This window comes from Halodesulfovibrio oceani subsp. galateae (genome assembly GCF_055397225.1).
In genome coordinates this window covers 836,314-859,114 of sequence record NZ_AP042453.1, presented here as the reverse complement: position 1 = coordinate 859,114, position 22,801 = coordinate 836,314, and the positions used below count along the sequence as shown (strand labels likewise).

Here is a 22,801-nt window from a genome sequence, read left to right as displayed (position 1 = left end):
TAAAAAGGTCTCTGCCAATAGACCAATCCATCACTTGTCTAGATTATCAATGGCAGTCAACGCCCTGCAATATTTGTGTAACAAAGTTTCCACATTCACCCCGTAGAACCATCACATCAAAAACAAAAAACTCTGTTTTGAACGGTTCACGAGGAAATGACGTATGCAAAATGTTACACAGGTAACCATTAATAAACAAACACCAGCCATTGCTACAAACGGACTGACCAAAGTCTACCCCAATGGTACGCGTGCTGTTTCAAATGTGTCACTCACAGTGGCATCAAATGAATTCATTTCAATTATCGGATCATCAGGGGCAGGGAAATCTTCTCTGCTTCGATGCATCAACCGCCTTATCCGCCCGACCTCCGGAACACTTGAACTGTTCGGACAGGACATCACTTCCGTATCCGGAAAACAAATCAGACAAGTGCGCAGCAAGGTCGGAATGATCTTCCAGCAGTTCCATCTGGTTCGCCGTCTTACTGTTCTGGAAAATGTTCTGGTCGGACGTCTACGCTTCAATAATTCAATTTTCAGTCAATGCTGCTCGCTTATGCGCCACTTCAGTACAGATGAAAGAGAAGCCGCCTTTGAATGCCTAAAACAAGTCGGCATCGCACACCTTGCTTTTCAACGGGCAGACACACTTTCCGGCGGACAGCAGCAGCGTGTTGCCATTGCCCGCGCACTGGCGCAGGAGCCGGAAATATTCCTTGCTGATGAACCAATCGCAAGTCTTGATCCACACAGTGCAGAGGTTGTTATGGATACCCTTCGGGAGATTCATGAAACTCGCGACATTCCGGTTCTTGTAAACTTGCATCATATCGACTTTGCCACCCGATACGGCAAGCGCATTGTCGGTATGCGCAACGGCGAAGTCATTCACGATGTCTCACCGTTAAATCTTGATGATGACATGATCACAGAGATTTACGGAGCACGTATTAACGAGGCTATGGGCGAGCTTGCTGCTTGTGCCTAGCGTAGACGGATACCAACTCTTTATTTTTAACATTCTGGAGAACACTATGTTTCGTCGTTTAGTTGTAAGCATTGTTGCTGCGTTTATGCTTATCTCATTGGCAATGCCTGCCCTTGCTGCTGTCGGGCAGGATGCATGGCCTGCAAAAATCCGCATCGGATTTATCCCTACAGAAGGAAATGCAGACATTAAAAAACGGTTCGAACCGCTTACCAGCCACTTGCAAGACATTCTGGGTGTTGAAGTAGAAGCATTCAGCGCATCAGATTACGCAGGCATCATCACCGCAATGACCCACAAGCACATCGACTTCGCTTACTTCGGCCCAAAAAGTTACACAGAAGCTGCTGAAAAAGCAGGTGCTCAGGCACTCGTTATGGAGCTGAACAAACAGGGTCAGCCAGGCTACACCGGCATCATCATTGTTCGCAAAGATTCTGACATGAAAACCCTCGCGGACATCAAAGGCCACGTCTTCGCCTTCACAGATCCTAACTCCACCTCCGGCTACCTTGTTCCGAACGTACTCTTTGCCCGCGACATGAACGTAAAACCTAAAAACTACTTCAAACAGGTCAAGTTTTCCGGCTCTCACGGGGCTTCTATCCTCTCAGTAAAAAACAAAGGTGTTGAAGTAGCAGCCACCAACAATATTGATCTCGATCGCATGATTGAAAAAGGTCAGGTCTCCATGAATGACTTCCGCATCCTGTGGCGCTCAGAGCTTATCCCGGGTGCTCCAATGGCTGCTCGCAGTGACCTTCCTGAAAGTCTTAAAGCTGCATTCGCAGGCGCAATGCTCATGTTCAACGCAGATAAAGCCGGTATCGAAAAATTACAGAACGGTGGCTACCAGTTCACCAACGACACCAGCTACGACATTGTGCGCTACTTGAAACGCCTGAAAAAAGAACTCGCTGCCAAGTAGTCAACTGACTAACTGACTAATTGGACAACTAGTCAACTGGCCAAGGCAACTGACAAAACCCTTTTTACTAGATTGAGACAAACCTGTGCATTGCAAGACGCAGGTAGAGCCAAGTTAAAACCAAACTTCCCCCTTGTATGAATGCTTGGCTCCCGCAAGTCTCAACCACCATGTGCAGGTTTGTTTCAATCTACGTTTTCAGTTCAGGAAAGGAAGACAATGACAGATGTAACGTTAAATCAACTCACGCCTCGAAAATCCCTCGGACAGAAGGCACTTCTAGGAACCCTGAGTATACTTTTTGTGGCTGTACTCTCCATCACCTATATCTGGTGTGGAATTGATCCCATAAAATTATATGAAAAGCGTCAGAATGCTGCGGAATATCTTTTCGGACACGATGTGACAGCAAGCGACAAAGACGCTGCCATGGCACAGGCAAAGCGTCTGCCTGCCATCATTGTCCGCCAAGAAGCCATGACAGAGGTACGCAACAGGATGAAAGCATCCGGCAGTACAGATTTTACAGAAATGGCGCGGCAAGGAGATGAACTGGCTAAGCAGCGCATGGCGACTCTTGATCCAGTTACGCAGCAGGCAATTATTGAAGAAGAATATGCCCGTGTGCTTGATGAAAAGCGCGGTGGCTTCTTCCCGCCGGAAATGCGAACAGGCCCCCTTCTTGAATACACAAAAGCCCTTGTAGAAACACTTGCCATTGCTATTTGGGGAACACTTATTGCTTTTGTTGTATCCATTCCGGCATCCATGTTTGCAGCGCGGAACACGCTAAGAATCATTATCCCAGGCAGCTCTCCGGTTCGAAAAAAACTGCGCCACACTATTCAGTTTTCCATGCGCCGGTTACTGGATTTCTGCCGAGGCTTTAATGAATTCGTCATGGCGCTGATCTTCGTCGCCGTTATCGGTCTTGGCCCTTATGCAGGGGTGCTTGCACTTGCCATCCACTCTTTCGGCATCCTCAGCAAAGTATTCAGTGAAGGCATTGAAGCTATTGAACCGGGTCAGGTTGAAGCAGTTGAGGCCAGCGGCTCAAGCGCCATTCAGACCATCGCATTCTCAGTACTGCCCCAAATTATGCCCCTCATTGCCAGTTACAGCCTGCTTCGTTTTGAAACAAACGTCCGCAGTGCTACTATTCTCGGTTTTGTAGGCGCAGGCGGCCTTGGCTTCCTTATCTTCGATAAGCTCAACGGTTACCTGTATCGCGAAGTCTGCACCATGATGATTATGGTCATCCTTATGGTTACAGTTATCGACTATCTTTGCGGCAAAATCCGCAGGAAATTTGTCTAGCATGACACGCAACACACCAACAGAGCGCCTGATGCTAGTCAGAATCGATAACAAATTGAATCCGATCGGCAGCCCATACGCAGACACTGTATTCAACGGGAGTCCCCTCGCTATCAATGTTAACGGACTCCACCACCATGACAGGACTATGACGGCTCAATGTAAGAATACGCGCCTCTTCCGCATCTGCCACCTTCGCCATTATTCGGGTAGATTTTCGTACATAATCGGAAACACCGAGGGCATGGAAGGTTGCGGTAACGGATCGAGTCTCCGCGTAGATATCGGCAAAGGCGGGAAACCGCTCCTGTGGAAAATATTGTGTGGTGCAGCACAGCGGGTATGCATCCGCTCTGCCCACAGAACGCAACCGGACGAGGGATGCAGTGGGACGAAGACACAACGCTTTAGCGCAGACAGAGTCCGCAGAAACCACATCATGCTTCAACAATTCTTCGCTAGGAACTTTGCTCTGCCGCAACAGGTTTTCACGAAACCGGACACGGCGGGCAAGAAAATATTCAAGTTTGTCTCTACGCGCAAATGCACCGCGCCCCTGTTCAACAACAATCAGCTCCTTACGTACCAATTCAGCCAGCGCCTGACGCACAGTGTGGCGGTTCACATTAAACCTCTCCGCAAGCTGCTTCTCTGTAGGCAACTTTTCTCCGGCAGGATACGCACCTTCAAACAGTTCTTTCTCCAGCGCAGACTGAATCTGATGCCAAAGAGTCACCCCTTGTGCGCGAATAAGCTTTTGTCGCCCAGTTTCGTTTCCCTGGTGTTTCATAATGCATTCTCCTTTATGCAAATCACTTGTGTAAGTGCGTAACCATACACGCGATTCAAGGAGAACGTATGGCGATTTTGTTACAACAACTTGTAGAGTTATCTAGACAACTTTCACCCATTTGGAACGACTATGAATCAGATACCAATTGAAAATAGACAACATTGGATGAGCGTCCTTGCTCGTGCACCACTTGCAGATATTCAAGCTGCGTGGGGAACAGTATCCGACAAACCGGAATATACGTTCCTGCGTCAGCCGGAGACGGGCTTAGTCATGATTCACGCTCGTACAAACGGCAGTGGCAGTCCCTTCAGCATGGGAGAAATGACACTCACCCGCTGTGCTGTGACAATTAACAACACTGTCGGGCACGCATACATCGCAGGGCGCGACAAGCAGCATGCAGAACTGGCAGCTGTCTTTGACGGCCTGCTTCAAGATCCGACGCACAATACGCTACTGACAGAAACCGTCATCGCACCACTTGAACAAAAGCTCACGGAACAGCAGCAGGTCAAAGCAAAACAAGTTGCCTCCACCCGTGTAGACTTTTTCACCATGGTTCGCGGGGAGGACTAGCATGAACAGCCAACAGATTCTTTCCGGTTTCATTAATCCGGTACACAACAGCCAGCAATGGTATCGAGTCATTCTAGACGCCATGTCCCGACCGGGTAATGTGTGCATTCCTATATCCACAAAAGCATTTCCGCAGGCTCCAGAGTCTTGCAACAAAACCACAGCAGCCATTGCGCTCACCTTGTTCGATAATGACACCGCGATCTGGCTTCAATCTGAAGACACAAGTCTCCCCTGCTGGCTGAAGTTCCATTGCGGGTGCGCTCTTACAGACAAACCGGAAGCTGCAACGTTTGCCCTGATTACCGACAGAAATAACCTGCCGGATCTTACACTCTTTGCCATTGGTACTTCTGAATTTCCTGACAGATCAACCACGCTGGTTATTCAGGTCAATTCCCTTGCAGAAGGTGACACCGTAAAGCTTTCAGGAGCTGGAATAGCCACGACAACAACACTGCGAGTTTCAGGATTACATGAATCATTCTGGAAAACGCAGGCTGAGAACACGGCCTTATTTCCACAAGGCTTTGATACCATACTGGCAGCCCCCGACGGGGTCGTCTGCATTCCACGCACAACAACCATCCGGAGGCAGAACTAATGTATGTAGCTGTCAAAGGCGGTGAGAAAGCCATCGCCAACGCCCACCAATACCTTGCTGCGGAGCGACGTGGCGACACAACGCTTCCGGAACTTACCGTTTCACAAATTAAAGAGCAGATGCGTCTGGCTGTCGACAGGGTTATGACAGAAGGCTCTCTGTATGATCTTGATCTGTCTGCCCTTGCGCTCAAGCAATCACGTGGGGACAGTATCGAAGCAATATTCCTGCTCCGTGCCTACCGCACCACCCTGCCGCGCTTCTATACATCCACCCCGCTCAACACATCTGCAATGCAGATTACACGCCGCATTTCCGCAGCGTTCAAAGATATGCCGGGCGGGCAAATGCTCGGGCCAACATTCGACTACACGCATCGCCTTTTAGACTTCAGCCTTGCAGATGATGCAACGCATAATGAATTTCCACCACCAACCAAGGAAGAAGAGGAAAAAGACGAGGATGTTTCCGCAAACCCGAATGAAGAGACACCACGCATTCTTGACTTCCTCCAAAGTGACGGACTCGTGGAAGGTGTCGGCAATACTGAATCAAGCCAAGTTGGTGACATAACCCGCGAACCACTGGAACTCCCAGCCGGTCGAGATATCAGATTACAAAAGCTCACACGGGCAGATGAAGGCTTTGTGCTGGCAATGGGTTACTCCACCCAGCGTGGTTTTAAGAACTCCGGAGGACACCCCTTTGCGGGAGAAATACGCTCAGGAAGCGTAGCAGTGGAAATTATTCCTGAAGAGTTGGGTTTTCCCATCACAATCGGGGACATCACTGTTACTGAAAGCGAAATTGTTTCCATTTACGACGGGTCAGAAGAAACGCCGCCGCAGTTCTCGCGCGGCTACGGCATCACTTTCGGCAGTGGAGAGCGAAAAGCCATTTCCATGGCACTAGTTGATCGAGCGCTGCGTTGTAACGAATTGAAGGAAGACATCATTGCCCCTGCACAGGACGAAGAATTTGTTCTCATGCACAGTGACAACATCGAAGCAACTGGTTTTGTGGAACACCTAAAGTTACCGCACCATGTTGATTTCCAGAGTGAATTGGACATCCTGCGCCGTTTACGAAGCAACTGGTCAGACAACAAAGCTAAACGCGAAGCCGCCGAAATGGCAGCATCACAAACGCAATCTCAGGTGTCACAACAGACATCATCAAAAGTATCAGAAGAGGATTCAGCGAAGTCATTCCAATATGAACCTCAGGTTCATGCGCAGGCTGTCCCGCAATCAGATCAATCTAAAACCCCCGCTGTAAAAGGGGCTGCATAATGACACACACAACAAACCATACTTCAAAATCTACATCTGAATCAATATTGACAAAGCAAATGTTGACAAAGCAAGAACAAAAAAATGATACACCGCCGCTTCAAGATATAGCGAAAAACTCTCAGCCCAATCAGCCATTGTTGAAACAAGGCTACAACTTTGCGTTCCTTGATGAACAGACAAAACGCATGGTTCGTCGAGCTACTTTGAAGGCGGTTGCAATCCCTGGATATCAGGTTCCGTTTGCCAGCAGAGAAATGCCCATGCCGTATGGATGGGGGACTGGAGGCATTCAGCTTACAGCGTCCATAATCGGAAAGCAGGACACGCTAAAAGTTACCGATCAGGGTGCGGACGATACAACAAATGCTGTTTCCATCCGCAGCTTTTTTCAGCGAACAACCGGTATTGAAACCACTGAAGAAACGGCAGACGCTACCCTCATTCAAACTCGACATCGCATTCCTGAACAACAGCTGACTGAAGATCAAATTCTCATCTACCAAGTACCAATTCCAGAACCGCTACGCTGGATGGAGCCACGCGAAATGGAAACACGTAAAATGCACGCACACGAAGAATACGGCGTCATGCACGTTAAACTGTACGAGGATATTGCCCACCACGGACACATTGCCACAAGCTTTGACTATCCCGTGCAGGTTGCAGATCGCTACATTATGAGCCCATCCCCTATCCCGAAATTCGACAACCCGAAAATGAATAACAGCCCAGCGTTACAAGTTTTCGGTGCAGGACGCGAACAGAGAATCTACGCAATACCACCTTACACAAAGGTGCATAGTCTCGACTTTGAAGATCACCCGTTCACCGTACAATCGTGGAACGAAGTATGCGGACTCTGCGGCGCAGAAGACAGTTATCTTGATGAAATCATCCTCGATAATGCAGGAAACCGGATGTTCGTCTGCTCGGACAGTGACTATTGCCAGAAACGACTCGCAGCAGGCCATGTTGGGGCAATGTCAGTACCAACAGCTTCCCCCGCCGCAACGAACACCGACACAAACAAGGAGTTGAAGAATGCATAACCTTCGTTCCATCTCCACCACCGACACTCAGATCCAACCCACTGCGGTTTCGAATGCACGTATCGAAACAGAAGAACAGCCGCTCCTTTCCGTTGAAGGACTCAGCAAATATTACGGTGACAGAGCGGGCTGCCTGAATGTTTCTTTTGACCTCTACCCCGGTGAAATTATCGGCATCGTAGGTGAATCCGGTTCAGGCAAATCCACACTGCTGAACTGCATTTCAGGAAGGCTCAGCCCCACGTACGGTGCTGTAAACTACCTGCAAAAAAGTGGTGACCTGTGCGACATTCATTCAGCACCCGAACATCTCAGGCGTATGCTTATGCGCACAGAATGGGGCTATGTGCACCAGCATCCACGCGACGGCCTCCGCAACAATGTCAGCGCAGGCGCTAACATCGGGGAACGCCTCATGGGTGTGGGAATGCGCCATTACGGCAACATTCGTTCAAAGGCTTCAACATGGCTTGATCGAGTAGAAATTTCTCAAGACAGAATGGACGACCTGCCGAGAACGTTTTCCGGCGGTATGCAGCAGCGATTGCAGATTGCCCGCAACCTTGTTTCCAACCCGCGCCTTATCTTTATGGATGAACCGACAGGCGGGCTGGATGTTTCTGTGCAGGCGCGACTTCTCGATCTTCTACGAGAGCTTGTGGCAGATATGGGACTTGCGGTTGTCATTGTAACGCATGACCTCGCCGTGGCGCGAATACTGGCTCACCGGCTCATGGTTATGCGCGGCGGGCACGTGGTGGAATCCGGCTTAACCGATCAGGTGCTTGATGACCCGCATCACGACTACACGCAGCTTCTGGTGTCCTCAATCCTACAAGTCTAGCTGCTTGTCTGGGGAAATCTGGCTCCATCTGGTTCCTTTTGACTGTACCTGACTACAGTTAATTATGTCTGGAAAAAATAGAATCTGCTGAACAGCACACTACCTTGGACATAACGCCCCAGATCAACTGAGTCGTATCATCACCGTTAACCTTTCGACATAAAAATACAGGAAAATGACGTATGACTGTCATGATCGATGTACAAAACGCGTGTAAAAATTTCGTATTACATAACCAAAATGGAACCACTATATCTGTTTTTGAAAATCTGTCTCTACAAGTTCACGCAGGAGAATGCGTTGCACTTTACGGGCAATCCGGTGCGGGTAAATCCACACTGCTTCGCTCGTTATACGCAAACTACAAACCAACTTCCGGTGCAATCAACATTCGCCATCGTGAACAAATGATCGACATAGTATCTGCGCCTCCACGAAAAGTGCTGGAAATGCGAAAGCACTCTATCGGATATGTAAGCCAGTTCTTACGGGTTATTCCCCGCGTCTCTGCTGTAAATATTGTAGCAGGCGCACGAAAAGAACTTACGGGGGACATGGACGATGCTTTGGAAAAAGCAGGCACTTTACTCAAACGGCTGAATATTCCTGAACGTCTGTGGAATGTTGCACCAGCAACGTTTTCAGGTGGGGAACAGCAACGAGTAAACATCGCACGTGGCTTTGCAGTAGAGTATCCGATCCTTTTATTAGATGAACCGACAGCATCACTGGATGCTGCAAACAGGCAGATTGTAGTGGACTTGATTGAAGAAGCCAAAGCGAACGGTACAGCTGTTGTGGGAATTTTCCATGACGATGAAGTACGCGAAGCTGTGGCAGACCGTGTGATTGATATGCAATCTATGGAGCACGCTGCATGACACAAGAAGTAATTTTCACCAACGCCCAAGTGGTTACTCCGCAGGAAACCATCTTCGGCACCGTGGTTGTTCGAGACGAAGTTATCGTTGCCATCGACGAAGGTAAATCCAACGTCGGCAGCACATGTGAATGCGAAAGCAGTCTCGTTCGCGATGTACAGGGGGATTACCTTATCCCCGGATTAATTGAGATGCATACAGACCATCTGGAAACCCAGTTCCAACCCCGCCCTGGGGTACTGTGGCCTTCCTCTCTTGCGGCACTTGTAGCGCACGATACGCAAGTTGTGGGTTCCGGCATTACAACAGTGCTGGACTCTATCTGCTGCGGTCAACTGAACGAAGGCAAAATGCGGCATACGCTTCTCGATATGTCCATTTCTGCCATTCGGGATGCTCGCACGAAGGATATCCTTCGCGCAGACCATCAAATCCACCTGCGCTGTGAGATTTGCGATCCGCACGTTATGGAAATGTTTGAGCCATACGTAAACGAGGAAAATTTACGCCTTGTATCACTTATGGATCACACTCCGGGGCAACGTCAGTTCTGCGATTACACCAAGTACCGCGAATACTACAAATGCCTCGACTGGAGTGATGAACAGTTCCAGACGCTAGTGACCCAGTTAAAGGACGAGCAGGAAACCAACGCAGCAAAAAACCGCGCCATACTTCTTGCCATGTGCCACCGCCGTAACATTCCAATGGCAAGTCATGACGATACTACGGTAGAACATGTAGAAGAAGCTGTCCGCGAAGGGCTGACAATTTCTGAATTCCCTACAACGCTGGAAGCAGCGCGCAAAGCACGTAAGGAAGGATTAGGAATCGTTATGGGTGCACCAAACGTAGTGCGCGGCGGCTCCCATTCCGGCAATGTATCTGCACGTGAACTCGCTGAAGAAGGATTGCTGGACATCCTCTCCTCTGACTATGTTCCCGCAAGCCTGCTTCACGGCGCATTCATGCTTAACGAGACGCTGGACATCCCGCTGCACGAGGCACTTGCCACTGTTACCAGTAATCCGGCTCGCCTGCTTAATCTCGATGACAGGGGCGAACTTTCTGTTGGAAAACGTGCAGACATTGTACGTGTAAAATCTATAGACTCGGTACCAGTCGTGCGCACCGTATGGCGCGGCGGCAAACGCCTTTTATAAAACTCATGCCTGCTATTCGCTTTCCGCATACAGCGGAAGGTGAATAGCGCACAAGGATGACGCAATGACTGCCCGTTACGCAATCTACTACACTCCTCCGCGTAATTCGCTTTTAGAATCAGCAGGAGCACACTGGCTGGGGCGCACAGCACTCCGTTATGGACAAATCCCCAAGGAAATCCCTGAAGGTTTTTTCAAACAGGAATATTATCAAATTATTGAATCTCCGCGCTGGTACGGTTTTCACGGAACAATACGTGCCCCGTTTGAACTCGCAGAAAATTGCACTCCTGAGCAATTTACAAAGGACGTTAAACATATCTGCGCCGCCCATGCCCCCTTTGCCTTTTCCGGCCTTGCTATAAACTGCTTTGGTGGATTTTTAGCCCTCACTCCTACTGCTGGATATCTTGAACTTGTCAAACTCCACTCAGATCTGGTTCGCAAGCTCGACGGCCTACGCGCTCCTCTCGCAAGCTTCGACCTGAAACGGCATCTTGATAAAGAATTATCTGAACGGCAGGAACGACTCCTGCGCCGTTTCGGCTACCCTTTTGTGCTGGAAGAATATCGATTCCATATGACCCTCACCGGCACTATCGACGACAGGGTACGGCGCGCCTACAAAGAAAAGCTTGAATACATACTTAATCCGTATCTCACTCAACCGGTTCCCGTAAACGAGGTTACCATTTACATGCAGCCAGATAGAAAGACCCCGTTTGTAGAATACGCACGCGTTCCTTTAACTGGAGTAAGTGAGGAATAAGATGGCAGGTACACTTTTTTATCTTATGGGACCTTCCGGAGTCGGCAAGGATACGCTTCTCAATACACTGCGTTCACGTTTGGAAGACAAGCCGGTTATCGTGGCACATAGATACATTACCCGTCCCGTCACACCCACTGGCGAAAACCATGTGGCGCTTTCCAAAAAAGAATTTCACCGCATGTTGCTTGCAAACAGCTTCGCCCTGCACTGGCACAGCCACGAACGTAATTACGGCATCGGGATAGAAATCAACAACTGGCTGAATCAAGACATCTCTGTCGTTATCAACGGCTCCCGCGCCTATCTTCCTCAAGCACGCGAAGAGTACCCTGCACTACAACCGGTGCTCATTACCGCACCGGAAGATATTATTGCAGAACGTCTCTACAGGCGGGAGCGCGAAACAGAAGCAGAAATTATTCAACGGCTGCGCCAAAACACAGAGTTAAATGCTACCTGCTCCGCTAATTCCGACGGCGGACGACAAACCGCCATTGTCATGAACGACAGCACCATTGAATCAGCTGTCGACCAACTGCACACAATTATCTGCAACAAGAAACTCCCCCAATCCGCATAAGGCTGGGGGAGTTTTTTCTTATAAAACTTGTCGAAGAAAACGGCACGTTCCCGTGCTCTGCATTTCATCATATAGCAGATTCCTACAGACTGCTTAGTCCTCAGATGGAGGAGCCATAAATATCTCACGGATAAAGGTGTGCAGCTCGTCCTCTGAATCAAAGTAAGCAGGAACTGCAAACGGGCTCATATAACATTCACGCAGCAGCCCTTCACTCATTTCAGGAATGTCCTCAACCTGTATCATCTCCGGCTCAGGAACCGTTCCGATCTGTTGACACAATTTCGTTACGGCATCTCGTAATCCATAGGCTTTATCCCACTCTGTTGCACCAGCAATTCCCAGCTGGTCTGCCATCTTCGACATTTTATCCGGTGCCTTTTCCGCATACATGGTCAAAACAGGCGGCAAGCCAATGGCACACGCCAATCCATGAGGTATTCCATAAAATGCACCTAATTGATGCGCCAGAGCATGAACCCAGCCAACACTTGCCCTTGTAATGGCGAGCCCTGCTAAGTGAGACGCCTCTGCCATTTTTTGTCTGACAACTAGATCGGAGGCACCATCACCAACGGCATGAGGTAGAAATTCAAAGATAAGCCTTGTCGCATCAATGCTACACCGCTCTGACTCCGGCGTTGCAAATCCACTCAGATATGCCTCAATGGCATGAGTTAACGCATCCATGCCTGTTGCTGCTGTTAACGTGGAAGGAATCCCAAGCATCAAGCGCGGATCGAGCACCACCAAGTCTGGGATCAAAGCCGTACTGATAACTTGCTTTTTCTGGTGGGTATCATCTTCTGAAATAATTGAAGCAATTGTTGCCTCAGAGCCGGTTCCAGCAGTTGTTGGAATCGCGACAAAGAAAGCGCCCTTCTTGCGTATCTTAAACATGCCTGTGCTTTTTCGTGGGTTGTATCCATTCTGCGCACAGGTGTTTATCACTTTAGCAGCATCCATTGAAGACCCGCCGCCAATAGTAATTACAGAATCAAAACGATGGCTCATACAAGCGGCTATGCCTTCTTCCACAACGTTGAAAGTTGGGTCTGGCGTAACACCATTAAAAAGGTAGTAGTCTACATTTGCGTCTTCCAGCGCACCAGTCAATAAATCAAACTCTGGTCGCTTGCTGAAGTTTTTACCTGTAATGATAACAGGACGATTAACTTTTTTCTCTTGTAAAACGGTAACCATTTCAGACATGCAATGATCACCGCTAAGCTGCTGTGCTATCGGGATAGGCAAGAATTTAAAAACAGGCTTTGCCAGTTTTGCATACTGCTTAAACAAAGTTCTTTTTATTTTAAACGTATCTGTTTTCATACTATTCCCTTTTACTTCTCATCACGCATGGCTACCGAACCATCATGTTGTATATCTTATTGAAAAAGGTTCCATAAGGTGGATACAAAAAGCGTGTCTGCGCAAATCTGGACTGATAAAAAACGGGACGCAGTTTTGTGAATTCTAAGAAACCTTCGTATCCGTGATACTGTCCCATTCCCGAATGCCCTACGCCGCCAAACGGCATATCATGTTGCAACACGTGCAAGCCGCAATCGTTAATTGAAACTCCGCCAGACAGTGTTGAATACAACACCTTATCAACCAGCGCTTTATCATTAGAATAGAGATACAAAGCTAACGGGCGTTGGCGTGCATTGATATAGTCCAACACCTCATCAATAGAATCGTAGGTGATAATAGGCATAATCGGGCCAAAAATTTCTTCATTAAGTAACGTCAGCTCATCATTCAGTTCTGTTTCAACAAACATCGGCATAAATTTACGTGCGTCTTCGTCAAACCTCTCTCCCGTCAGCAGATCGTGCACAACACATCCTTTTCCTTCTGCTTCACGCACATATGACTGCAAACGCAGGAATGCTTTTTCATCTATGATCGAGGTATAGTTCGGATCACGTATACTCGAATACCGCTTCTTCAGTATCTTTTGAGCAGTGCGGATAACCTCTTCAACCTTCGAACTGTGTACAAATAGATAATCTGGAGAAATACATGTTTGCCCTGCATTTAAATATTTTAGAAACAGAATTCGTTTCAGCGCCAGTTTGGTAGAGAAATCTTTATCAATAATAGTTGGTGACTTGCCGCCGAGTTCCAGCGTCACAGGAGTTAAGTTGTTTGCAGCCGCACTCATCACTTGCTTGCCGGTAATGGCAGAGCCTGTAAAAATAAGGTGATCAAACGGCAACGCTGAAAACATACGCGCAGAGGCATGCGGTAGAAACGCAATCACATCTTCTGAGAAATATCTTTTAAACAGCGGCTCAAGAACGTTTTTTAAATGCTGAGAGTTAGAGGCCATCTTCAACATGCAACGGTTTCCTGCTGCAATCGCTGACGTCAACGGCCCAAAGCTTAAGAAGATAGGATAATTCCAAGGTGTAACAATCCCGACCACGCCTTTAGGTTGAGGGATAACTCGACTTTTCCCTGGTTTAAACCATATGCCTGTCGATCTTCTTTGAGGTTTCATCCATTTTTTCAAATGACGCACGGCATCATCAATGTTTGAAACAGACCCGTATATTTCCGCAAGTTTGGTTTCCTGTTCCGGCCTATTACCAAAATCTTTATTTATCGCCTGTGCTATCTCAAGCTGATGGACAACCAACAATTTACGCAGGGCACGTAAATGCCGTATTCTTTCATCATACGGCATGAATGGCTCAATATTCACAGCATCTTGCATTATTCTAAGGTGCTGTTCCAACAACTCTGTAGGTTCAATTAACCTTAAGCTTTGATCCTGTGACATTACTACCTCATAGTTTCATATGTACGAAGTCTTCACCAATCCATCCCGTAACTTTTTTACTCTCGCCTCTAAAATACACAGACTCTCGGTTCAACGCATCATGTGTAACTAGATAATCACGCCGCCTTGTACCTTTCCAATAAGAGCTCCCCCAAACCATATAGCCTTGGGGGAGTTCCATTTCTGATATCTTCAACCGAGACTTCTGAAAGACACGGGCTAAGCCTTCACACAAAGCGTTCTAAAGTACTTCTTACCGCCCTTCTCAATGCGCTCCACGCCATGAATATCACTCTCGTACCCCGGGAAGTGATTTTCGAATGCTTCCCGAGTTTTCAAATAATCTAAAATAGGCTGTGCCGCACTATCCACTATCTCTCCGCCCATAAGAATCGGGATTCCCGGAGGATACGGAACGAGCATAACAGCAGCCACATGGTTAGGCAGCTCTTTCAACGTTACATACTCTACATTTTTCTTAACCACTTGTTGATACGCATCAGAAGGCTTCATGATCTGATTCGGGATAATTTCGAATGCATCATGCATTTTACCCAGCAGGTTATGCTCTTTGTAATACGCATGAATTTTATCACAATGATCCCGCAATCCTAATTCCTTGTATGCATGCGGGTACTGCTTTACGAGATTCGGGAAGACCTCAGTCATCGGCATATTATGATCATAGCATTCTTTAAATTTAAGTAACGCAGTCAGCAAAGTGCCCTGCTTGGCCTTTGTTGTGCCTATAGAATTGAGGAGCAGGAACGAATAGTAATCTGTTTTTTCACACACAATACCATGGCGGATTAAATAGTCCGTCACGATCATTGCCGGTATGCCCGTACGCTGATAGGTGCCGTCTGTGTTCAACCCCGGTGTGGTTATCGTCAGCTTGATAGGATCAAGCATTACGAAGTTGTCTTCTATATCATCAAAGCCATGCCAGTTGTTTTTAGCATCCAGAACCCATGGTTCCTGCGTTGTGCTCAAGTACGTTGCCGGAACCTGTGTAAACGGAACAAGGGTATGCTCAAACTCAACCTTTTCCGGTTGCCACATGGAGAAAAACCAACTGTCATTATCTTTCATCTCACCTGCAATGCAGGCTATTTTCTGCCGAAGCACCACAGCATCATGAATACAATCTGCAAGCAAAACCTCTCCGCTGTCTTCCATGATCTTTGTAGCAACATCCAGTGACGCAATCATGCTGTACTGAGGAGATGTAGAACCGTGCATCATGTACGATTCGTTCATTTCTGTCTGGTCTATCTCCACATGACTGCCATGCTTAACATGCAACATGGACGACTGGGAAAATGCTGTAAGTAATTTATGGGTAGATTGAGAGCAGAAGATTGGGGGATGATGTTTATGCGGTGTTTCAGCCATCCCGAAATGATTTGTATATATAGGATGAAACTTCGCATACGCGTACCATGCTTCATCAAAATGCATATTCTTTACGTTCTTTTCCAACTGCTCTTTGATGGTAGACACGTTGTAGCACATGCCATCATATGTAGAATTAGTGAGAGCGGACATGACGGGGATTGCCGCTTTTTTAGCATCAGGAATAATCGTACTTTTCTTAATACTTTTTTGAATTGTCTCTCTGCTGAATTCTGCAAGTCTGCACGGGCCGATAATACCAAGATGATTACGACGCGGCTGCATGTACACAGGGTAGATGTCTGTAATGACCATGGAATAGTTAAGTGACTTATGACAATTACGGTCAACAACAGCTATGTCATCACGCACAGCCTGCGAACGCCAGACTATCTGGTTGGCATTGGATGTTCCGTTAAGCACATAATACGTGAAATCTGCGCCGAATGTTTTTGCAGAATTGCGCTCTGCATCACCAACAACGCCGTCATGATCAAGCAATGATCCAAGCTCCGGTACAGAAATGGACAAATCTGCACGGAATACATTTTCCCCAAAAAATTTATACATCCCTATCCCAGCGGGACTTTTCAAAAAGCCTTCGCCCCCCATATGTCCGGGAGTATGCCACGCGTACTTGTATGCCTCTGCATATTGTACCAGCGTAGAAAAAAACACAGGATTGATGCGCTTAATATATTCAAGCAGCAAAGTTTCAATTCTACCCGCCAGAAAATCTACCGTATCCACATGCTTCCACAATACTTCATCAAGCATACCAAGCAATTCTGTAGAAACGCTGCCCTGTGCTGCTCTATCAGTCAGCAGGCAAACCGGCACACTCTTGTTTCTGGTACGAATTTCTTTCAACAGCGCTTCAGGGCATCCACATAGCACTTTAGACATCTGCTCTTCTTTAATGTCCCAGTCTATGACTATGACTCCAATATCAGCGCGACTATGCACAATATTTGCTGCATCTTCGTAGCAGTATGCCCGAAGCACGCTACAATTCTGTTCCGAAACCAACGCCTGCTCTAGTTCCCGAACTCTGTTCCCTGCATCGTTCTTTACGTCAAAGAGGCTGGATACAATAAGTATCGGCCAATCTACTTTTGTAAGTTTCATTCAGCTCTCCTACTTTCAACAACGTATATTGGATTCTGATTTATTTTGATTGGATGGCAAAAACCAACACGTACCCGGCAAGGGCAACCATCACGCACGCAATTACAAGCCACAATTCCGCAAAGTTTGCCGATTCAAAAGCAGACAATATGAAAATGGAAGAGAGCGAAACTATCGTAATATCAAAATAGGAGTGTTTGCCTGTCTCAAACCCTTTCTTAATAAGGGCAATGCCAGACCAGAAATACGGGAACAGTACGAGGAGTACGGAGATGGTTACTGTCAGATTAAATGCCACAGCAATATTACTGCCTAAAAACATAAGGCCAAGCTCAACAACCGTCATAATTGCTGCGTTGAGAAGCAGCCCGTGGCTGCCGACATTGTACTTGTTGGTGTACGAATAAATTTTGGGCAGAAAGCCCTTATCTGCACTTGTTTTCGCAGCACTTACCACAGAGATATTCCACACAAGAAAACTGGAAAGACAGGCAATCGCCATCACAATCGATGACAACTGACCAAGCAGTTCCGAATTAAAAATATGTGCAATGGATAATGAAAATGAAGCTGGCTGATTCTGAATAACTTTGGCGGTGAACATTCCTTCAATCACAGTTGTGGAGACAATATACAGTATCGCAACAATGACGAACCCGACGATTGTGGCGATAGGTACATTTCTTTTAGGATTGTTCACATGTTCATAGTTATTCGCAACAGCCTCAACTCCCACATAGGAAAAAAGAAGCACTGCAAAACCGGAAAGAACAGCTTTGCCCGGAGGCAGGTTAGTCACATTCCAATTCTGTTCAAACAAATGAACATCAAACGAGAACCAGCCCAAAAAAGCTGTCAGAAAGACTGATAAAAGAAGGACGGTAACGGAGCAGGAGACAACAAGCGTAACAAACTTGGCTCCGCGTAAGGAAAGGAGTGTAAACACCCAGATGAGGCAGATAACAACGATCCCCAATACAATGGGATGATTTAACGAGGGAACAAAGTATGTGATGTAGCCGAGTCCGGCAATAAGGATAGAAACGTTGGAGATGAGGTTTGAATATACGTAGAAAAGCCCGCTTTTTGCGCCCAGAATGGGATTCACATACGTGGACAGTCCTGTCGGGCTGGGATCATCAAATAATGCCCCTGCCCTCACATACACCAACGTCAGACATAACGCCCCTGCTGTTACAAGCAGAAACGAGAGCAAGGTAATTGAGCCGATAGCCGCCAGCTGCTGCGGCAGAGCGATCACTCCGCTCCCCGCAAGGCTGGCAACAATAAAGAATATAGCTCCGACAAGACCAAGCTTGTGTTTAGATGCTTCCATGGCGAGCCCTTTATGAATAAAAAATCTTTCTACAGATTTCTAATTCTACGGCACCAAAGAATTTACATCCTTTATTTCTGAAGTTCGTTGGCTCACCCGTTTTACGAATAAGCTCTGGTTAGTAAACGTACCCCGAACGCTTAGCTCAAGCGTTCAACATCGATAAAGTCAGGGGTAATTGTATGCACTTTAAACTCGTGCCCTTTAATCGTAATTATCGGTGTTCCAAGAGGCACAGAAATAGGTTTTCTATTGATAACACGCGGCCTGCTGCCACCTTTAAGTGTTCGTACTTCAAAGTGAACAGCCATACCTTCTTTCTTCACAAATCTGATGACATAATGTGTTTCAGATGACGGTATAACTTTACTTCGAGTAATGTGTTTAAAGGTAACATCAGCAGGCTTTACTGTTGCGACAAGCTTTTTGTACACATTCGGCTTGCTTGTCGGCATGTAAAAGTCTTTTGAAAGACGTCCATTTTTATCCGGAACAGCAAAAACAGTATCGAGCAGCAGAACGTCCCCTGTAAGAGAAGAGGTTAACAGCTCGTATGTGACATTTGAATAACCGGCAATGGTTGTGTCTATTTCAGCAGCAGCAGTAGATATAACTGGGTTGCTGAGTCTGATGGTAAAATCTTTGTTGGGACTCATTTTAGGCAAAATAAGAACCTCTTCATTATACTGAAGCACGCGCAATATATCGCCACCTGCGACAACAGTTTCGCGTTGACCAACTTTCATTGTCTGCGAGTTCGTTTTACGAATGCTATTTTTTTGCGGAATTTCAGCCAAATCAACACGCATCATAACTTCGCCAGCAGAAAGCTTTGGAGGAGAAGGTTTCTGCACGACAATTTGAGGTGGTGGAGTTGCGCCTGACTGAGAAGACGCCGTTTGAAAATTAGCGCACCCTGTAACAATAAATGAACATGCTATAAAAAGACATGCATACAGGGAATGTCGCCAGCTTTTACGAACCAAAGTTATCCATTGCATACTGTACCCGTTCTTTTTCGGAGTGCAAATTGTGGTGTGCTGCCTCAACCTTGTCTAATCTGCTCTGTAAGCCTGTTTTGTTTGCAACTTGAATTGCCAGCCCGGGACGGGCATTCAATTCAAGAATCAACGGCCCAAGGTCTTTATCGAGCACAATATCAACACCAAGGTATCCAAGGCCTGTCACTGAGTATCCTAACGAAGACTGTCGAAGTAATTCTTCCCAACCGGGAATCTGCACACCTGAAATAGGCTGCAAGGTATCCGGATGTGATGCATGGTTATCATTTTTCCACACAGCATGGGTTGTTTTTCCGGTACGAATGTCGATGCCACAGCCCATAGCCCCTTGGTGCAGGTTTGCTTTACCGTCGGACTCACGGGTGGGCAGTCGCAACATTGCCATAACCGGTACACCTTTATATACGATGATTCGAATATCAGGAACACCTTGATATGCTATTCCTTTAAATACCGGATCAAACTTTACACAATATTCTACCAAAGCCTTATCCGGCATGCCGCCAAGGCTGTGCATGCCGCTAAGAATGTTTGATATGTGGAAATGAATCTCCTCTGTGGAAACAAAAGAGTCGTCCGGTTTCAAGAAATGAGAACCGAGCTTTCCAGTAATTACCAAAATCCCGTTACCACCAGCACCGCGCGCAGGTTTAATTACAAATGAATCAAGATTTTCCAACATTGCTGGCAATTGCTTTAATTCATGCGGCGCGCGGAACACACCGTACATTTCCGGAACATTCAGTCCGGCATCTTGCGTGAGACGCTTCGTCGTCTCCTTGTCATCCACAAGCGGATACAATTTACGCGGATTATGGGGCAGCACATAGGCTCCATTGCGGGCATTCATGCCCACAATGCCATGCGCTTTTAATTTTTTAAAAAAACTGAACATGGGCTACCCTCTAAGAAATGTGCGGAAGCGAACCAAGTCTAGCAGGCGATAACCAGTGTATCGTCCCAATAGAACAGTGAGCGCCAACAGCACTAAAAAGAGTTCCGGGAACACGAAGAAAAGATGTTCCACGTAGCTGTTTGTCATAACAAGATACGCAAGCACAGCAACAGCCATAGAGCCTACAGCCTGTTGAATTGCTTTTCCTGCCCCCATTTCATCCCACATCACTGAGATACGTTCAATGGTCATACTCAAAATAACCATCGGGAACAGGCTTACAGACACGCCGCGCGGAATGCCGAGCTTGAAGCACACAACGCTGATCCCTGCCATAAGCAGGACAACTGTGATTAAAACACAGGCTAGGCGCGGAACAAGGAGCAGTTTCAGGTGCTCCAAATACAAACGCACACCAAGACCAAGCATAATAACCACTGAGAACAGCCCTACGCCCCAAAGCAGCTGCGTTTCCCTGAAAGAAAGAGCAATCAAAACAGGCATAAACGTACCGAAGGTACTAAACCCAATGACGTTTCTCAAGAATACCAAAAGAATGGCACCAATCGGGATAAGCAAAATGACTCTGTAGGTAGCTTGTGCCTGAACTGGCAGACTAAATAACGAGTAGTCGAAGAAAGTCGGATGGGTGGTTTCAATGCGATCCACAACATTTTTCATGGCGTCAATAGCATCAGGAACTACAGAAAGTGAAACTTGTAAGTCTTTACCACCTGTAATTTCAGCCAGCGGCGCATCTCCGCGCCACCAAGGCACAAATTTCACCGGCGTACTGAACACGCCTTTTGCGACATCAAACATATGCCACGCACCGTCCTGATACAGCTCCAGCCAATGGCTGATACGTGCATCACTGGATGTTCCGAGCGTGATGCCATGTACTGACTGCGCGGGGATACCGGCAAGGTGCAGCAATCGAACGGCAACGTTTACTATGCCGCGACTATTTTTTGCATCACGTAGAAGATAGGCAGCATTGGAATTCTTTTTAGGATGTTGCAATTCCTGCATCAGAAGAGGAACAAACGATTCCATATCCGCAGATTCTTTACCGATTCTGGAAATGAGTGCATTGGCAGCAACACCTTCCGCTTCAGCAAACCGCGGATCGCGGAGTTCCGGAATATCCTGCGGCGGGCTCCATGTCGGGAATTCATCTGAGGATTCAGGACGAAGTACCGCAGAATAAATAAGATCCTGCTTTCCGTCTGCCAAACGCTTTGACCAGATTACTACAGAGTTCTGATCATAGGCTTCATTAGTGAGTTTTTCGTCTGTAATTTTTTGACTGACGCGTTGGCGTCCGTACCCTGCACCAATAAAAAATTCATCCGTAACGGCAAATCCGGAGACACGGTTAAGAGTCTGGAGCACTACCTTTACGGGGCTGTCTTTTCCGTCAAAAGCGACATGAGCTTCCACATTCCATGCGGATGTTTTTTCAGCAGGAACCAGCGGGAATCCCAACACAAAAACTTTGTAACTAAAAACGCCGAGCCCGATTGCCAGCAATATACCGACAAGCAGCTTTAACTGTAATTTATTCATTCAATTTGATCCGAGAAGATAAGAATAGTTAGCACATTGGAGCTCAAAATAGCACCAGCACTAAGGGGTGTCAGGTTTACCAAACCGATACCGTTGTGAGGAATCAATCAGTAACCCCTTACGCAAATCCTTGCGACCGATGAGGAGTTTGTAGGCAAAATTAGTTCTGTCCGTCAGGTTGATTTGAGCATCAATTACTTTAGATGCAATGCGGATTTGTGCCGCAATTACAGGTCGTAAATCAATTCCTGAAGGACGTTTTTTTACCCGAACTGTACGTATGTACGGACAGGTAATACGTCGTGATTCACCATGACTATCAAGACTAGTGAAGGTTACTTTTTTCTTTTTTTTATTAATCACGATATCTGTGGCGTGAAAAGAGGTGCTGTCTGCACCTGTATCAAGCTTTGCATCAACTTCGATAGGAAGCGTTTGGCCACAAATGCTAATGGAAGCAGTTTCTACGTATCCTGCAATAAGCTTATTTTTTTTCGTGGATTTAGTCGCGGCAGAAGCTACTACCAGAACATTCTCTTGAGAGGAAATTGAGGAGGATACATTTTCTTGGAACTCAGCAAAAGCTGTTGTGGTGTTAAATATAAGCAAAATCGCCAGGCACCATGTATAGTACATAATTACATCCTGTATAAGATTACAGCACTACGCGAAATGATCTATAATAACAGTAAAATTTCTTGTTGTTTCCAAATTTGTCAGGGAATCTATAACAAGTATTGCGTAATGCACATCGTCGGTAAGTACTCGTTGCTATACTTTTCGTCAAATCGGCCTTTCGTCCGTTATATTTTGAGAGACAGTACAACAATTATCGTAAATCAAACAGCGCGGATAACTACACATAACAT

At 46.9% G+C, this 22,801-nt stretch carries 21 protein-coding genes; 12 read left to right on the top strand and 9 right to left on the bottom strand.

The genetic code is table 11. From position 1 onward, the window contains the following. The first annotated feature begins 163 nt into the window (after positions 1 to 163). The 3 genes from phnC to phnE all read left to right on the top strand — a co-directional run bounded on the left by phnC (position 164) and on the right by phnE (position 3,236). Positions 164 to 991, top strand: coding sequence for a phosphonate ABC transporter ATP-binding protein (gene phnC / locus ACZ5V1_RS03825; protein WP_464390693.1), 828 nt, complete (start codon positions 164 to 166; stop codon positions 989 to 991). 46 nt (positions 992 to 1,037) lie between these two features. Then, complete coding sequence (gene phnD / locus ACZ5V1_RS03820; protein WP_464390692.1) at positions 1,038 to 1,919, top strand: phosphonate ABC transporter substrate-binding protein; 882 nt, start codon at positions 1,038 to 1,040, stop codon at positions 1,917 to 1,919. A 219-nt stretch (positions 1,920 to 2,138) separates the two neighbouring features. Continuing rightward, a complete protein-coding gene (gene phnE / locus ACZ5V1_RS03815; RefSeq protein WP_464390691.1) occupies positions 2,139 to 3,236 on the top strand; it encodes a phosphonate ABC transporter, permease protein PhnE in 1,098 nt (365 codons plus the stop codon). 34 nt (positions 3,237 to 3,270) lie between these two features. Here the strand turns inward: phnE and phnF are convergent, their stop codons facing one another. Next, positions 3,271 to 4,026, bottom strand: a complete 756-nt coding sequence (gene phnF, locus ACZ5V1_RS03810; protein ID WP_160717309.1) for a phosphonate metabolism transcriptional regulator PhnF — start codon at positions 4,024 to 4,026, stop codon at positions 3,271 to 3,273. Positions 4,027 to 4,158: 132 nt separating this feature from the next. Between phnF and phnG the strand changes: the two genes are divergently transcribed. The 9 genes from phnG (at position 4,159) to phnN (ending at position 11,796) form a co-directional block, all read left to right on the top strand. Further along, complete coding sequence (phnG, locus tag ACZ5V1_RS03805; RefSeq protein ID WP_464390690.1) at positions 4,159 to 4,608, top strand: phosphonate C-P lyase system protein PhnG; 450 nt, start codon at positions 4,159 to 4,161, stop codon at positions 4,606 to 4,608. A 1-nt stretch (position 4,609) separates the two neighbouring features. Next, positions 4,610 to 5,212, top strand: a complete 603-nt coding sequence (phnH, locus tag ACZ5V1_RS03800; protein WP_464390689.1) for a phosphonate C-P lyase system protein PhnH — start codon at positions 4,610 to 4,612, stop codon at positions 5,210 to 5,212. Further along, positions 5,212 to 6,504, top strand: coding sequence for a carbon-phosphorus lyase complex subunit (locus ACZ5V1_RS03795; RefSeq protein ID WP_464390688.1), 1,293 nt, complete (start codon positions 5,212 to 5,214; stop codon positions 6,502 to 6,504). Before phnH ends, ACZ5V1_RS03795 begins: the two co-directional genes overlap by 1 nt. Before the next feature lie 188 nt (positions 6,505 to 6,692). Continuing rightward, on the top strand, positions 6,693 to 7,556 hold the full coding sequence (locus ACZ5V1_RS03790) for an alpha-D-ribose 1-methylphosphonate 5-phosphate C-P-lyase PhnJ (protein WP_464391603.1): 864 nt from the start codon (positions 6,693 to 6,695) through the stop codon (positions 7,554 to 7,556). Next, positions 7,549 to 8,400, top strand: coding sequence for a phosphonate C-P lyase system protein PhnK (phnK, locus tag ACZ5V1_RS03785; RefSeq protein WP_464390687.1), 852 nt, complete (start codon positions 7,549 to 7,551; stop codon positions 8,398 to 8,400). The genes ACZ5V1_RS03790 and phnK overlap by 8 nt, the downstream gene beginning before the upstream one ends. 182 nt (positions 8,401 to 8,582) lie before the next feature. Then, the gene (gene phnL / locus ACZ5V1_RS03780) at positions 8,583 to 9,281 is read left to right on the top strand and encodes a phosphonate C-P lyase system protein PhnL (RefSeq protein WP_464390686.1); all 699 of its coding nucleotides are present in this window, start codon (positions 8,583 to 8,585) and stop codon (positions 9,279 to 9,281) included. Next, entirely contained in the window at positions 9,278 to 10,444 is a 1,167-nt protein-coding gene (locus ACZ5V1_RS03775) for an alpha-D-ribose 1-methylphosphonate 5-triphosphate diphosphatase (RefSeq protein WP_464390685.1), read from the top strand. Before phnL ends, ACZ5V1_RS03775 begins: the two co-directional genes overlap by 4 nt. A 64-nt stretch (positions 10,445 to 10,508) precedes the next feature. Further along, entirely contained in the window at positions 10,509 to 11,213 is a 705-nt protein-coding gene (locus tag ACZ5V1_RS03770) for a DUF1045 domain-containing protein (protein WP_464390684.1), read from the top strand. A 1-nt stretch (position 11,214) separates the two neighbouring features. After that, on the top strand, positions 11,215 to 11,796 hold the full coding sequence (phnN, locus tag ACZ5V1_RS03765) for a phosphonate metabolism protein/1,5-bisphosphokinase (PRPP-forming) PhnN (protein WP_464390683.1): 582 nt from the start codon (positions 11,215 to 11,217) through the stop codon (positions 11,794 to 11,796). A 93-nt stretch (positions 11,797 to 11,889) separates the two neighbouring features. Here the strand turns inward: phnN and ACZ5V1_RS03760 are convergent, their stop codons facing one another. From ACZ5V1_RS03760 to ACZ5V1_RS03725, 8 genes are all read right to left on the bottom strand, one after another. Then, on the bottom strand, positions 11,890 to 13,128 hold the full coding sequence (locus tag ACZ5V1_RS03760) for an iron-containing alcohol dehydrogenase (RefSeq protein WP_464390682.1): 1,239 nt from the start codon (positions 13,126 to 13,128) through the stop codon (positions 11,890 to 11,892). Positions 13,129 to 13,159: 31 nt separating this feature from the next. Beyond that, positions 13,160 to 14,491, bottom strand: coding sequence for a coniferyl aldehyde dehydrogenase (locus tag ACZ5V1_RS03755; protein WP_464390681.1), 1,332 nt, complete (start codon positions 14,489 to 14,491; stop codon positions 13,160 to 13,162). A gap of 315 nt (positions 14,492 to 14,806) precedes the next feature. Beyond that, positions 14,807 to 17,110 (bottom strand): Orn/Lys/Arg family decarboxylase, encoded by a 2,304-nt coding sequence (locus ACZ5V1_RS03750; protein ID WP_464390680.1) that lies wholly within the window; start codon positions 17,108 to 17,110, stop codon positions 14,807 to 14,809. A gap of 40 nt (positions 17,111 to 17,150) precedes the next feature. Next, positions 17,151 to 18,446, bottom strand: a complete 1,296-nt coding sequence (locus ACZ5V1_RS03745; protein WP_464390679.1) for an amino acid permease — start codon at positions 18,444 to 18,446, stop codon at positions 17,151 to 17,153. 140 nt (positions 18,447 to 18,586) lie between these two features. Then, positions 18,587 to 19,447: a hypothetical protein gene (locus tag ACZ5V1_RS03740; protein ID WP_464390678.1), complete on the bottom strand. Its 861-nt coding sequence runs from the start codon at positions 19,445 to 19,447 to the stop codon at positions 18,587 to 18,589. Beyond that, positions 19,422 to 20,363, bottom strand: a complete 942-nt coding sequence (locus ACZ5V1_RS03735) for an alpha-L-glutamate ligase-like protein (RefSeq protein ID WP_464390677.1) — start codon at positions 20,361 to 20,363, stop codon at positions 19,422 to 19,424. Before ACZ5V1_RS03735 ends, ACZ5V1_RS03740 begins: the two co-directional genes overlap by 26 nt. Positions 20,364 to 20,366: 3 nt before the next feature. Continuing rightward, complete coding sequence (locus ACZ5V1_RS03730; protein ID WP_464390676.1) at positions 20,367 to 21,932, bottom strand: UUP1 family membrane protein; 1,566 nt, start codon at positions 21,930 to 21,932, stop codon at positions 20,367 to 20,369. A 60-nt stretch (positions 21,933 to 21,992) separates the two neighbouring features. Further along, on the bottom strand, positions 21,993 to 22,568 hold the full coding sequence (locus ACZ5V1_RS03725; RefSeq protein ID WP_464390675.1) for a putative ATP-dependent zinc protease: 576 nt from the start codon (positions 22,566 to 22,568) through the stop codon (positions 21,993 to 21,995). Between the last annotated feature and the right edge of the window lie 233 nt (positions 22,569 to 22,801).